This is a genomic window from Xanthomonas sp. fls2-241-TYG-148 (genome assembly GCF_030208815.1).
GTDB classification, from domain to species: Bacteria; Pseudomonadota; Gammaproteobacteria; order Xanthomonadales; family Xanthomonadaceae; genus Xanthomonas; species Xanthomonas campestris.
Genome location: NZ_JARVTE010000003.1, coordinates 517,549 through 530,389, shown reverse-complemented (window position 1 = coordinate 530,389; position 12,841 = coordinate 517,549). Strand labels below are relative to the sequence as shown.

Here is a 12,841-nt window from a genome sequence, read left to right as displayed (position 1 = left end):
GGTTCCCCGAACCCAGCCCGCAGTGCTCCCTTTCTTTCCCCTTTCGATAAAGACATTCTCATGAGCAACGAAACCCGTCGTTTCAACGTCGCCGTCGTGGGCGCCACCGGCGCTGTCGGCGAAACCATGTTGAGCATCCTGGCCGAACGTCAGTTCCCGGTCGCCACCTTGTACGCACTGGCATCGGCGCGCTCGGCGGGCGGGCAGGTCGAGTTCAACGGCGGCAAGGTCGATGTGCTGGACCTGGCTGACTTCGACCCCACCGGCGTGGACATCGCGCTGTTTTCCGCAGGCGGCAGTGTCTCCAAGGAATATGGCCCCAAGTTCGCTGCGGCCGGTGCGGTGGTGATCGATAATTCCTCGGCGTTCCGCTACGACGACGATGTGCCGCTGGTGGTGTCCGAGGTCAACCCCGAAGCGCTGAAGCAGCGCCCGCGCGGGATCATTGCCAACCCCAATTGCTCGACCATGCAGATGCTGGTGGCGCTGGGCCCGATCCACCGCAAGTACGGCATCGAGCGCATCAACGTGGCGACCTATCAGTCGGTGTCCGGCGGCGGCCGTTCGGCGATGGAGGAACTGGGCAAGCAGACTAGCGAATTGCTGAGCTTCCAGCAGATCGACCCGCAGCGCTTCCCGGTGCAGATCGCTTTCAACCTGATTCCGCACATCGACGATTTCCAGGACAACGGCTACACCAAGGAAGAGATGAAGCTGGTCTGGGAGACCCGCAAGATCCTCGGTGACGAAAACATCCAGGTGAATCCCACCGCGGTGCGCGTGCCGGTGTTCTACGGGCATTCGGAAGCGGTGGCCATCGAGACCCGCGAAAAGATCACCGTGGCCGAAGCCCGCGCATTGCTGGCAGCCTCGCCGGGCGTGGAAGTGGTGGACGAGCACAAGGCCGGCGGCTACCCGACCCCGGTGACGCATGCCTCCGGCCAGGACGCGGTATTCGTTGGCCGCATCCGCGAGGATCTCTCGCACCCGCGCGGCCTGAATCTGTGGATCGTCTCCGACAATATCCGCAAGGGCGCCGCACTCAATGCCGTGCAGCTGGCCGAATTGGTCGCACAGGAAGGCTGAGCCTGCGCAGCAGCGTAGGAGTGCGCTCGCGCGCGATGAGGCTTCCCAGTAACGCCCCATCGCGCACAAGTGCGCTCCTACGTTCATTCGTGGGGATGCCGGACGCGAGCCTCGCCGTGACGTCTGCCACCGCGCCGTGCGCAGCAAGGCCTGAGCGCTCAGCGGCGTAGGAGCGCGCTTGCGCGCGATGGGTTTGCCCGGTAATGCCCCATCGCGCACAAGTGCGCTCCTACGCTTGTTTCGTGCCACGTGACGTCGACCAACGCCTTGGTCGTAACTATGCTTGGACAACGCGCCAGCGCAGCTGGCTTGCAACGCACCGCCGTTGCCACCCGCGTGCAAATTTGCATCTGCTCCTGCCAGCGTGTTCATGGCCACACAGGCGCGCCTGCACGCATGGCGCGTTGCGGCATTACGCCAGTGCACGCACTCTGCATGATGAAGCCGACTCTTTCGCTCATTCAGCGGCTATATTGATGCGCATGAAACATAGGGGCCGGGGCGCGATGCGCCCGATACAAGGGGTGGGCGCGCTGCTGCTGGCGTTATGCAGTGGTGCGGCCATGGCGTTGGGGTTGGGCGATATCCGGGTGCTGTCCAAGCCCGGGCAGCCGTTGGTGGCCGAGATCCCGGTCATCTCCAACGAGCCTGGCGAACTGGACAACGCGCGTGTGGCGCTGGCATCGCCAACCATCTTTGCGCGGGTCGGCCTGGAGCGGCCGCAAGGCCTGGTCAGCAACCTGCAGTTCCAGTTTGCGCAGGACGCCCGCGGCCGCGCGGTGATTCGCGTGACCAGCACGCAGGCGGTCGATCAGCCGGCCATCAACTTCCTGATCGAAGTGGAGTGGGGCCAGGGCCGCCTGGTGCGCGAGTATTCGGCGCTGGTCGATGCGCCCAATACCGCAGCGGCGATTGCCGAGCCGGGCATCGAGGCGCCACAAGCCGGTGCCAGCAACACCATTGCGCGCGAACCGGCCGCCGCTTCCGGCGCGCGACCAAGTCGCCAGGACAATGCAGTGGAAAGGCCGGCCACACGGCCTGCTGCCGCTGCGCCGGCGCCATCGGCCAGCACAGCGGGCGACCAGCTGCCGGCCGTGCGCCCGGGCCAGACCTTGTCGGAGATCGCTGCCGGGGTGGCGCGTTCCAGCGGGCATTCGCTGGACCAGACCATGCTGGCGTTGTTGCGCACCAATCCCGATGCCTTCATCAACGGCAACATCAACCGGCTCAAGCAGGGCGCGGTGTTGCGCACGCCGCAGCAGGACGCGCTGGCCGAAGTGGGCGCCGCCGAGGCCGCGGCGCTGGTGCGCGAACAGGCCACGCAGTGGCGGCAGGCGCGTGCGCCCATGCCGCAACCGGCCGAGGCGGGCACCACACCGGCCGCCAGCCCTGCGCCGGCGGCAGCCGCCGCTGCAGGCGCCGCTGGTGGCGCACGGCTAGAGATCGCCCCCGCAGTGGCGACGGATACCAACAAGGCCGGCACCACGTCCGGCACCAGTGGCGAAGGCGAGGGCGAGATGGCGGCCAACGAACAGTTGCAACAGGCCAAGGAAGACATCGCCACCCGCGATGCCGAGCTGCAGGAGCTGCGCACCCGCGTGGCCGACCTGGAAAAGCTCAAGCAGCAGCAACAGGCGTTGATCGCCATGAAGGACACCGACCTGGCCGCCGCCCAGCGGCGCCTGGCCGAAACCTCGGCGGCATCCGCGCAGGGCAGCGGATTCCCGCTGTGGTTGATCGGCGGGCTGGTGTTGATCGTGGCCGCAGTGGTGGCCTGGCTGGCCGCACGCCGCCGCAAGCCATCGCCGCTGCCGCCGTTGCCGCGCCGCAATTTCGATTTCATTCCGCCTGGCGCTGCAGCTGCTGCCGCCGAGCCGGATGCGGATGCCGCCGCCACCGCGCCCAGCGAGCGAGACGTGGTGCAGGAGACCGAGTTCGAGCAAATTGATCTGCACGAAGACGAACGCGCCGGTGGCGCGCAGCCGCCGCTGTCGGACGTGCTGCGGCGCGAACCGCAGCTGGCCGAGCCGGTGCCGCACGCAACTGCCCCGGTGGTGTCCAGTGACGATTGGCGCGCCTTGCGCGCGACGCCTGCCGCGCCGTCAAACGATCTGGCCGACGCCAGGCCTGCCCCGGCAGCGGAGCCGGCACGCGAACCCGCACCAGCGCCAATGACTGCCGCACACGCACCGCCTTCACCAGCCGCGCAGCAGGACAGCCTGGACTTCGACCCCGCCCCGCCGGTGCCGGTCGCCGATGCGCCGCATGCCGAGACGTTCAGTGCTGCTGCGCCGCGTGAATTCGCCTCGGCCGGCCGTGATCGTCTCGAGCTGGCGGTGGCTTACATGGACCTGGGCGACAAGGACACCGCACGCGGACTGTTGCTGGAAGTCGCCGCCACCGGCGATGCGGCCACCCGTGCCGAAGCGGCCGACCTGCTCGACCGTCTGGCATGAGCCCGGCCATGGACACGCTTGGCGCACGCGAGCGCCGCATTGATTACATCGAGTTCGCCTCCGCCGACCTGGAGGCCAGCCGCGCGTTCTTTGCGCAGGTGTTCGGCTGGCAGTTCCAGGCCTATGGTCCGGACTATCTGGCCTTCAACGATGGCCGGCTGGATGGCGGCTTCTATCGCGCAGCGGCGGCGCCGCCCGCCGACACCGGCCCATTGGTAGTGCTGTATGCCGATGACCTGGCCCCGGTGCTGGAGCAGGTGGCCGCCGCCGGCGGGCAGATCGTCAAGCCGGTCTTCGGCTTCCCCGGTGGCAGCCGGTTTCATTTTCGCGAGCCCGGCGGCACCACGCTGGCCGTGTGGTCCGAGCGCACCGTCTAGTCGGCTGCGCATGACCGGTACACCAAGAGGCAGACACTGATGCGTTACGCGCTGGGCGTGGAATATGACGGCAGCGAGTTCCAGGGCTGGCAGCAACTGGGCGAGCACGGCGGGCCAAGTGTGCAGGCAACCCTGCAGGCGGCATTGTCGTCGGTGGCCGATGCGCCGATCCAGGTGGTCTGTGCCGGCCGCACCGATGCCGGCGTGCATGGCGAATGCCAGGTGGTGCATTTCGACAGCGATGCCCGCCGCGAACCGCGCGGCTGGATGCTGGGCACCACCGCGCGGCTGCCGCCCTCGGTGGCGGTGCGCTGGTGCGTGCCGGCAGCCGAGGACTTCCATGCGCGGTTTTCCGCGCGGGCGCGGCGTTATCGCTATCGCCTGCTCAACCGGCAGATCCGCCCGGCGCTGTACCGGCAGACCCTGAGCTGGGAGCGCCGGCCGCTGGATGCGCAGGCCATGCACACCGCCGCGCAGGCATTGCTGGGCGAGAACGACTTCGGCGCATTTCGCAGCGTGCAATGCCAGGCCCTGCATGCGCGGCGCAATCTGCAGGCCATCACCGTGCAGCGGCTGGGCGAGGTGGTGGAGGTGCAGGTGCAGGCCAATGCATTCCTTCATCACATGGTGCGGAATATTGTTGGCTCGCTGATTTTGGTCGGGACCGGTGAACAGCCGATCGACTGGATCGCGACATTGCTCGCCGGACGCGACCGCACTGTGGCCGGCCCGACGGCACCGCCGCAAGGCCTGGTGTTCATCGGGCCGCTGTATCCCGCAGAGTGGCATCTGCCCGCCGAGGTGACCCAATGAATCGATCGCTGTACCGCACCCGCATCAAGTTCTGTGGCATGACCCGCGCCGGCGACATCCGGCTCGCCGGCGAGCTGGGTGTGGACGCGGTGGGTTTCATCTTCGCCCATGGCAGCCCGCGCCGCGTGGCCCCGGCCGAAGCGCGCGCCATGCGCCAGGCCACCGCGCCGATGGTCGATGTGGTGGCGTTGTTCCGCAACAACTCCAAGGAAGAAGTCCGCGAAGTGGTGCGTACCGTGCGTCCCACCTTGCTGCAGTTCCATGGCGAAGAAGACGACGCCTTCTGCCGCAGCTTCAATCTGCCGTATCTCAAGGCGGTGCCGATGGGCGCTTCCGGCGTGAACGGCGAAGACGCCAACGCGCGGACGCTGCAGTTGGCCTATCCCAATACGGCCGGCTTTCTGTTTGACAGCCATGCGCCGGGCGAGGGCGGCGGGACCGGCAAGACCTTCGACTGGTCGCGCCTGCCCACCGGCCTGCATCGCCCGTTCCTGCTGGCTGGCGGCATCACCGCCGACAACGTCTTCGACGCGATCGTGGCGACCCTGCCGTGGGGCGTGGACGTGTCCAGCGGCGTGGAGCTTGCGCCGGGCATCAAGGACGGCCACAAGATGCGCAAGTTCGTCGAAGAAGTGCGCCGCGCTGACTGTCACGAGATGTCGTAACGGTGGTGTCTTAAGCGCGCTGCAGTGTGCTGCGGTATGAGCCCCGATGATGGTGGTGCCGCGCTGATGCCGACGTTCGCCAGATCAGATGCAGGCGTTGGCGAGGTGACCTGCACAGGCGCGTCGCGCAATAAACCCGGAGCGTCATCAGACGCTTCGGGCAGCTGAGAACTCTCCAGGCTCCGGTTCCCGGGGCCTTTTTCGTGCGTGGTAGCGCGAAGATGCCGCTGCTCGATGTAGCGCCTCGCCCGTGATTAGGGCTGATCCGCCGCAAGCTCGCCACGCAACCAGCCGGCAAGCTGTGCGATCCGCGGATCGGGGTTGCGCCGCGCCGCGCACAGGCCCCAGCGGCCTCGGGTCGGGGTAAAGCCCCACGGCGCCACCAGCCGCCCGGCCGCTAAGTCAGCGGCGACCAGCGATTGCGGCGCGATCGCCACGCCCAGTCCGGCCGCAGCGGCTTCCAGCAGATACATCAGGTGCTCGAACTCAGTGCCGAAGCGCAAGCTGTCGGCCGGGATGCCATGCGCCTGCGCCCAGTCCGGCCAGGCTTGCGGGCGTGAACGCGTATGCAGCAGCGGGTGCGCCAGCAGTGCGTCCGGCGGCTGCCCGGCCAGCTGGGTCGCCAGCGGGCTTTGCGGGCTGAGCACCGGCCCGATCCACTCCACGCCCAGCTCGTGCACCTGCCAGTCGCCCGGCCAGGGCGGGGTGTCGAGCAGTAGCGCAGCGTCCAGGCCGTCTAGGTCCGGCCCGGGCGGTTGCTCGTTCGCCGACAGATGCACGCGCAGATCGGGCAGATCGCGCTGCAGCCGGCCCAGCCGAGGAATCACCCAGCGCGCCAGCAGGCTGCCGGAGCAGCCCAGCACCAACGGCGCCTCGTTGCGCGGGCTGGCCAGGTCCGCCCAGGTGTCGGCGATCAACGCAAAGCCCTCGCTGGTGGCATCGCGCAGGCGCGTGCCGGCGGCGGTCAGCACCAGCCCGCGGCCCTGTCGGGTGAACAGGGCGGTGCCCAACAGCTGTTCCAGAGAACGCACATGCCGGCTGATGGCACCGTGGGTCACGTGCAGGGCGTCGGCAGCGCGGCTGACACTTTGCAGGCGCGCCGCGGCCTCAAAGGCACGCAAGGCGGCAAGCGGGGGCAGGGAAGCAGGCATATGTGAGTACAGGTCACAGGTTACGGCGATCTTATCGATTTATCCGTCGCGCCGCCTGCGTTAGAGTGCGCCTTTCCCGTATTTCCGCAGTGTTGCGGAGGAATAGCTCCCATGTCGGCCCAGCCCATCAGTGACTTTCATGCGTATCCGGATGCCGCCGGCCATTTCGGCAAGTTTGGCGGCCGTTTCGTCGCGGAAACCTTGATCGCGCCCCTGCAGGAACTGTCTGCCGCCTACGATCTGGCGCGCCAGGATCCGGCCTTCATTGCCGAGTACGACAAGGATCTCAAGCATTACGTCGGCCGCCCCAGCCCGATCTACCACGCCGAGCGGCTGAGCCGCGAAGTGGGCGGGGCGCAGATCCTGCTCAAGCGCGAAGACCTGAACCACACCGGCGCGCACAAGATCAACAACACCATCGGCCAGGCGCTGCTGGCCAGCCGCATGGGCAAGACCCGCATCATCGCCGAGACCGGCGCCGGCCAGCATGGCGTGGCCAGTGCCACCGTCGCGGCGCGGCTAGGCCTGGAATGCGTGGTCTACATGGGCGCCACCGATATCGAGCGGCAGAAGATCAACGTCTACCGCATGCAGTTGCTCGGTGCGAAGGTCATCCCGGTCACCTCGGGCTCGGCCACGCTCAAGGACGCGCTGAATGAAGCGATGCGCGACTGGGTCAGCAACGTGCAGGACACCTTCTACATCATTGGCACCGTCGCCGGCCCGGATCCGTATCCGCGCATGGTGCGCGATTTCAACGCCATCGTCGGCCGCGAAGCGCGTGCGCAGATGCTGGAAGACTACGGCCGCCTGCCGGATGCGATCAGCGCCTGCGTGGGCGGCGGCAGCAACGCCATCGGCCTGTTCCACGCGTTCTTGAACGACCCCGGCGTCAAGATCTACGGCGCCGAAGCGGCGGGTGATGGCATTGCCAGCGGCCGCCACGCGGCATCGATCGCCGCCGGTCGCCCCGGCGTGCTGCACGGCAATCGCACGTATGTGATCTGCGATGACGATGGCCAGATCATCGAGACCCATTCTGTCTCGGCGGGCCTGGACTACCCCGGCGTGGGACCGGAGCATGCCTTCCTCTCCGACAGCGGCCGTGCCGTGTACCAGGGCATCACCGACGACGAAGCGCTGGCCGCGTTCCACTTGCTGGCGCATACCGAAGGCATCCTGGCCGCGCTGGAATCCAGTCATGCGGTCGCGCAGTCGATCAAGCTTGCGCGCGAAATGCCCAAGGACGCGCTGGTGCTGTGCAACCTGTCCGGCCGTGGCGACAAGGACGTGCACACCATCGCCGCACGCGAAGGCATGGTGCTGTGATCGCAGCGCACGCGCGCAACCTCGGCGGTGGCATGGCGCTGCTGTGCCTGTCTGCACTCGCAGCCGCCGCAGCATCGGCGCCCGCGCTGGATCGTAGCGGCGCGGTGCGGGTTGGCCAGCGCTTCGCCGAGCTGGCGCCGCGCGCCGCCTGGAAGCCGATGAATGCCGGCCCGATCGGACAGTGCGACTACGTGGAAGCAGGGCTGCTGCCCACGGGCGTGGCAATGATGGTCGAGGACGGGCGCGTTGTCCGCTTCGACGTCACCGATGCCGGGGTCGTGGGCCCCTTCGGCATTCGCATCGGCGACAGCGAGGCCAGTGTGCGTGCACGCCTGCCCGCGGGCTACAGCGTCGAGCCGCATCACTATGGCGGTGACGACGGCAAGGATCTTTATCTGACATGGCATGACCCCGCGCGTGGGCTCGCCGTTCGCTACGAAACTGGAGAAGGCAGCGTGACATCGATGTACTGGGGAAGCTGGGACGCCGTGCAACTGGTGGAGGGATGCGCATGAGCCGCGCACCCGACCGTATCGCTGCGTGCTTCGACGCGCTGCGCCACTCCGGCCGCAAGGCGCTGATTCCCTTCATCACCGCCGGCGACCCGTCGCTGGAAGCCACCGTGCCGGTGATGCATGCGCTGGTGCGCGCCGGGGCGAACATCATCGAGCTCGGCGTGCCGTTCTCCGACCCGATGGCCGATGGCCCCACCATCCAGCGCAGCTCTGAGCGTGCGCTGGGCCGCGGTGCCGGACTGGCCTATGTGATCGAAGCCGTGCAGGAATTCCGGCGCGAGGACGCTACCACCCCGGTGGTGCTGATGGGCTACCTCAACCCGATCGAAATCCACGGCACCAGGCGCTTTGCCGAAACCGCGGTGGCCGCCGGCATCGATGGCGTGCTGCTGGTCGACCTGCCGCCCGAGGAGGCCGACGACACCCGCGCCATTTTCAGCGAGGTTGGTCTGGCGCTGATCGCCTTGGCGTCGCCCACCACTGGCGAGGCTCGGCTGGACATGCTGTGCAGCACTGCGCAGGGCTATTTGTATTACGTCAGCTTCTCTGGCGTGACTGGCGCGGCCGACCGGCTGGACACGCACGCCGCCAGCGACCGCCTGCGCCAGCTGCGCGCCCGTGCCGGCGCACCGGTGGTGGCCGGCTTCGGCATCAAGGACGCCGCCAGTGCTGCCGCGATGGCGGTGGATGCGGATGGCGTGGTCGTCGGCAGTGCGCTGGTGGCGGCCCTGGCCGACGCATCGGACGTACGCAGTGCGCGTGAACGGGCCGAAGACTTCCTGCAGCCGCTGCGGCAGGCGCTGGACGCCGGCTAAGGCGCCGCTGCCGGGCGCCTGCCGGTGGAATATGTAGGTGCCCAACGGCGGCGATCATGCCGGCAATACGTTCCCGCATGATCGCCTGGCGTTTTGGCCCAGGCCGCTCGGCGCCACCCCGCGCGGCCGCCCACTGCACCGCCATGGGGCGCTGGGATAGACTGTCGCCCCTCTGCGGCCTGCACGGCCGCCTTGCATGGATTGTCATACACGCATGAGCTGGCTCAGCAAATTGATGCCCTCCGGCATCCGCACCGAGAACACCCCCGCCAAGAAGCGCAGCGTCCCCGAGGGCCTGTGGGAGAAGTGCAGCAACTGCGGCAGCGCGCTGTACGGCCCGGAGCTTGAGGAGAACCTGGAGGTGTGTCCGAAGTGTGACCACCACATGGCGATCCGCGCCCGCGCCCGTCTGGCCGCGCTGTTCGACGTGGACAGCCCGACCACCGAAATCGCGGCCCAACTGGGCCCGGTGGACGTGCTCAAGTTCAAGGATCAGAAGAAGTACGGCGAGCGCATCAAGGCCAGCCAGAAAAGCAGTGGCGAATACGACGCCCTGATCGCCATGCGCGGCATGCTCAAGGGCAACCCGCTGGTGGCCGCCGCGTTCGATTTCGCCTTCATGGGCGGCTCGATGGGCTCGGTGGTCGGCGAGCGCTTTGCGCGTGCGGCCGAAGTGGCGCTGGAAGTGGGCTGCCCGTTCGTGTGCTTCTCCGCAAGTGGCGGCGCGCGCATGCAGGAAGGCCTGTTCTCGCTGATGCAGATGGCCAAGACCTCCGCGGCGCTCGGTCGCTTGCGCGAAGCCGGCCTGCCGTATATCTCGGTGCTGACCCATCCCACCACCGGTGGCGTGTCGGCCTCGTTCGCGATGCTGGGCGATATCAACATCGCCGAACCGCATGCGCTGATCGGTTTTGCCGGCCCGCGCGTGATCGAGCAGACCGTGCGCGAGACGCTGCCCGAAGGTTTCCAGCGCTCGGAGTTCCTGCTCGATCACGGCGCCATCGACCAGATCTGCGACCGCCGCGACATGCGCGACCGCATCGCCGAGCTGACCACCATGATGATGCGTCAGCCGCATCCGCAGGACGCAGACGCCGCATGAGCAGTCGCAAGTATTTCGGCACCGACGGCATCCGCGGTCGGGTCGGGCAGGGCGTGATCTCAGCCGATTTCGTGTTGCGCCTGGGCAATGCGCTTGGGCGTGTGCTCACCGCTGGGCGCAGCAAGCGCCCGTTGGTGCTGATTGGCAAGGACACCCGCATTTCCGGCTACATGTTTGAAGCAGCGCTGGAAGCCGGCCTGGTGGCCGCTGGTGCCGACGTGCAGCTGATCGGGCCGATGCCGACTCCGGCCATTGCGTTTTTGACCAGCACCTTGCGCGCAAACGCCGGCGTGGTGATCAGCGCATCGCACAACCCGCATTACGACAACGGCATCAAGTTCTTTTCCGCCGAGGGCGAGAAGCTTGATGACGCCACCGAAGCGGCGATCGAAGCGGCCCTGGATGCGCCATTCCACACCGTGGAATCCGAGCGCCTGGGCAAGGCGATCCGTACCCGCGATGCGATCGGCCGCTACATCGAATTCTGCAAGGCCAGCGTCCCGCGTGGCTTCACCCTGCATGGGTTGAAGATGGTGCTCGACTGCGCGCACGGCGCCACGTACCACATCGCGCCGATGCTGTTCCGCGAGCTCGGCGCCGAGGTGGTGGTGATCGGTGCGGCGCCGGACGGGCTCAATATCAACGACGGTGTCGGCTCCACGCATATCGACAATCTCGCCGCCAAGGTGCGCGAGACCGGCGCGCAGTTGGGCATCGCCTTCGATGGCGACGGCGACCGCGTGCTGATGGCCGACGACCAGGGCAACCCGGTCGATGGCGACGATCTGCTGTACGTGCTCGCGCGCTCGTGGCAGGCCAGCGGCCGGCTCACCGGCACGGTGGTCGGCACCTTGATGACCAATTACGGGCTGGAGAAAGCCCTGGCGGCGTTGCAGATCCCGTTCCAGCGCGCCAAGGTCGGCGACCGCTACGTGCACCAGGCCCTGGTCGAGGGCAGTGGCACGCTGGGCGGCGAAACCTCCGGCCATCTGTTGTGTCTGGACCGGGCCACCACCGGTGATGGCATCGTCAGCGCCTTGCAGGTGCTCGAAGCGCTGGGACGCGACGGGCACAGCCTGCGTGAGGCGCTGAGCAGCCTGAGCAAGGTGCCTCAACAGACCGTCAACGTGCGTCTGGGCGGCGGTGCAGCCAAGGCCATTGTGGAAGCCGCCAGCGTGCAGCAGGCGCTGCAGCAAGCGCAGGCGGCGGTGCAGGGGCGTGGCCGCGCCTTCCTGCGCCCGTCCGGCACCGAGCCGGTGGTACGCGTGACTGTGGAGGCCGACGAAGCGGGGTTGATGCAGGACACGCTCGATCGCCTCGCCGGAGCGGTGCGTGACGCGGCGTGAGTCGCTCATCATTGGCATCTGCGTGGTCTTCGCCAAGGCCGCGACGTTTTATGTGCTGTATCGCCTGCTGTCCTGAGCGGCAGGTCTTCTTTCATTCTTGAGCAAGACATCTGTATGAGCGCGCGCATCCCCACGCTGGACATCACCCGTTTCGACAGCGACCGCGAGGCGTTTGTCGCCGAGCTCGGTGCCGCCTATCGGCAATGGGGCTTTGCCGGCATCCGCAATCACGGCATTGCGCAGTCGGACATCGATGCCGCCTACGAGGTGTTCAAGGCATTTTTCGCGCTGCCCGACGAGGTCAAGCGCAGCTATCACGTGCCCGGCAGTGGTGGCGCGCGCGGCTATACGGCGTTCGGCGTTGAGACCGCCAAGGACTCCAAGCATTTCGATTTGAAGGAGTTCTGGCACATCGGCCGCGAGATCCCGGACGATTCGCCGTACCGCGCGGTGATGGCGCCCAATCTGTGGCCGACCGAAGTGCCGGGCTTCCGCGAACGTGGCTACCACCTGTATCAGCAGTTGGATAAGCTGGGCTCGCGCGTGTTGTCGGCGCTGGCGCTGCACATCGGCCTGCCGCAGGACTACTTCGCCGACAAGACCGATCACGGCAATTCGATCCTGCGCCCGATCCATTACCCGCCGATCACCAGCGACGACATCCCGAATGTGCGCGCCGGCGCGCACGGCGACATCAATTTCATCACCTTGCTGGTGGGCGCCAGTGCCGCCGGCCTGGAAGTGCGTTCCAACGAAGGCGAGTGGGTGCCGTTCACTGCGGACGCCGACACCATCGTGGTCAATATCGGCGACATGCTGCAGCGCCTGACCAACCATGTGTATCCGTCCACCATCCACCGCGTGGTCAATCCGCCGGGCGAGGAGGCGCGCAAGCCGCGCTATTCGGTGCCATTCTTCCTGCATCCGAACCCGGATTTCGTGATCGACGTGTTGCCGTCCTGCATCAGCGCCGACAATCCCAGCCGCTATCCTGAACCGATCACCGCACACGGGTTTTTGGAAGAGCGCCTGCGCGAGATCAAGCTGAAGTAAGCCGAACGGACCCAAGCGCGGCGTATGGCCGCGCTCGCAACATGGCGGATGACGCTCGCCACAGTTTGCTTGATGAACGTTCGCTCGCGTCCGGTTAAAGCTTGCGTTCACCTCTGCCGATATCCCAGTCTGG

General features: G+C 67.2%; 12 protein-coding genes. 11 read left to right on the top strand and 1 reads right to left on the bottom strand.

Annotated elements, in window-relative coordinates; genetic code table 11:
• Positions 1-60 precede the first annotated feature (60 nt).
• From QRM60_RS07575 to QRM60_RS07555, 5 genes are all read left to right on the top strand, one after another.
• Positions 61-1,086 (top strand): aspartate-semialdehyde dehydrogenase, encoded by a 1,026-nt coding sequence (locus QRM60_RS07575; RefSeq protein WP_011037679.1) that lies wholly within the window; start codon positions 61-63, stop codon positions 1,084-1,086.
• A gap of 482 nt (positions 1,087-1,568) precedes the next feature.
• Positions 1,569-3,542 (top strand): FimV/HubP family polar landmark protein, encoded by a 1,974-nt coding sequence (locus QRM60_RS07570; RefSeq protein WP_285445884.1) that lies wholly within the window; start codon positions 1,569-1,571, stop codon positions 3,540-3,542.
• Positions 3,539-3,919, top strand: coding sequence for a VOC family protein (locus tag QRM60_RS07565; protein WP_076054659.1), 381 nt, complete (start codon positions 3,539-3,541; stop codon positions 3,917-3,919). Before QRM60_RS07570 ends, QRM60_RS07565 begins: the two co-directional genes overlap by 4 nt.
• Positions 3,920-3,958: 39 nt before the next feature.
• Complete coding sequence (gene truA, locus QRM60_RS07560; RefSeq protein WP_011037676.1) at positions 3,959-4,732, top strand: tRNA pseudouridine(38-40) synthase TruA; 774 nt, start codon at positions 3,959-3,961, stop codon at positions 4,730-4,732.
• Complete coding sequence (locus QRM60_RS07555) at positions 4,729-5,397, top strand: phosphoribosylanthranilate isomerase (protein WP_011037675.1); 669 nt, start codon at positions 4,729-4,731, stop codon at positions 5,395-5,397. Before truA ends, QRM60_RS07555 begins: the two co-directional genes overlap by 4 nt.
• A 254-nt stretch (positions 5,398-5,651) precedes the next feature.
• Here the strand turns inward: QRM60_RS07555 and QRM60_RS07550 are convergent, their stop codons facing one another.
• Positions 5,652-6,548: a LysR family transcriptional regulator gene (locus QRM60_RS07550; protein ID WP_285445883.1), complete on the bottom strand. Its 897-nt coding sequence runs from the start codon at positions 6,546-6,548 to the stop codon at positions 5,652-5,654.
• 111 nt (positions 6,549-6,659) lie between these two features.
• On the opposite strand from QRM60_RS07550, the gene trpB reads away from it, so the two are divergent.
• The 6 genes from trpB (at position 6,660) to QRM60_RS07520 (ending at position 12,708) form a co-directional block, all read left to right on the top strand.
• Positions 6,660-7,877 (top strand): tryptophan synthase subunit beta, encoded by a 1,218-nt coding sequence (gene trpB / locus QRM60_RS07545; protein WP_011037673.1) that lies wholly within the window; start codon positions 6,660-6,662, stop codon positions 7,875-7,877.
• Positions 7,874-8,392, top strand: a complete 519-nt coding sequence (locus QRM60_RS07540; RefSeq protein ID WP_186829758.1) for a hypothetical protein — start codon at positions 7,874-7,876, stop codon at positions 8,390-8,392. Before trpB ends, QRM60_RS07540 begins: the two co-directional genes overlap by 4 nt.
• On the top strand, positions 8,389-9,207 hold the full coding sequence (gene trpA / locus QRM60_RS07535) for a tryptophan synthase subunit alpha (RefSeq protein WP_285445882.1): 819 nt from the start codon (positions 8,389-8,391) through the stop codon (positions 9,205-9,207). The genes QRM60_RS07540 and trpA overlap by 4 nt, the downstream gene beginning before the upstream one ends.
• Before the next feature lie 214 nt (positions 9,208-9,421).
• Positions 9,422-10,309: an acetyl-CoA carboxylase, carboxyltransferase subunit beta gene (accD, locus tag QRM60_RS07530; RefSeq protein WP_042598394.1), complete on the top strand. Its 888-nt coding sequence runs from the start codon at positions 9,422-9,424 to the stop codon at positions 10,307-10,309.
• Positions 10,306-11,655 carry a phosphoglucosamine mutase gene (gene glmM, locus QRM60_RS07525; RefSeq protein WP_285445881.1) on the top strand — a complete coding sequence of 450 codons (1,350 nt, stop codon included), beginning with the start codon at positions 10,306-10,308 and terminating at the stop codon, positions 11,653-11,655. Before accD ends, glmM begins: the two co-directional genes overlap by 4 nt.
• A gap of 114 nt (positions 11,656-11,769) precedes the next feature.
• Positions 11,770-12,708 carry a 2-oxoglutarate and iron-dependent oxygenase domain-containing protein gene (locus QRM60_RS07520; protein ID WP_115573205.1) on the top strand — a complete coding sequence of 313 codons (939 nt, stop codon included), beginning with the start codon at positions 11,770-11,772 and terminating at the stop codon, positions 12,706-12,708.
• Positions 12,709-12,841: the final 133 nt, after the last annotated feature.

Excerpts from the sequence above, each read along its gene's own strand:
- glmM (WP_285445881.1), top strand. The coding sequence starts at position 10,306 with ATGAGCAGTCGCAAGTATTTCGGCACCGACGGCATCCGCGGTCGGGTC.
- QRM60_RS07550 (WP_285445883.1), bottom strand. The coding sequence starts at position 6,548 with ATGCCTGCTTCCCTGCCCCCGCTTGCCGCCTTGCGTGCCTTTGAGGCC.
- accD (WP_042598394.1), top strand. The coding sequence starts at position 9,422 with ATGAGCTGGCTCAGCAAATTGATGCCCTCCGGCATCCGCACCGAGAAC.
- trpA (WP_285445882.1), top strand. The coding sequence starts at position 8,389 with ATGAGCCGCGCACCCGACCGTATCGCTGCGTGCTTCGACGCGCTGCGC.
- QRM60_RS07555 (WP_011037675.1), top strand. The coding sequence starts at position 4,729 with ATGAATCGATCGCTGTACCGCACCCGCATCAAGTTCTGTGGCATGACC.
- QRM60_RS07565 (WP_076054659.1), top strand. The coding sequence starts at position 3,539 with ATGAGCCCGGCCATGGACACGCTTGGCGCACGCGAGCGCCGCATTGAT.
- truA (WP_011037676.1), top strand. The coding sequence starts at position 3,959 with ATGCGTTACGCGCTGGGCGTGGAATATGACGGCAGCGAGTTCCAGGGC.
- QRM60_RS07575 (WP_011037679.1), top strand. The coding sequence starts at position 61 with ATGAGCAACGAAACCCGTCGTTTCAACGTCGCCGTCGTGGGCGCCACC.
- QRM60_RS07570 (WP_285445884.1), top strand. The coding sequence starts at position 1,569 with ATGAAACATAGGGGCCGGGGCGCGATGCGCCCGATACAAGGGGTGGGC.
- QRM60_RS07520 (WP_115573205.1), top strand. The coding sequence starts at position 11,770 with ATGAGCGCGCGCATCCCCACGCTGGACATCACCCGTTTCGACAGCGAC.
- trpB (WP_011037673.1), top strand. The coding sequence starts at position 6,660 with ATGTCGGCCCAGCCCATCAGTGACTTTCATGCGTATCCGGATGCCGCC.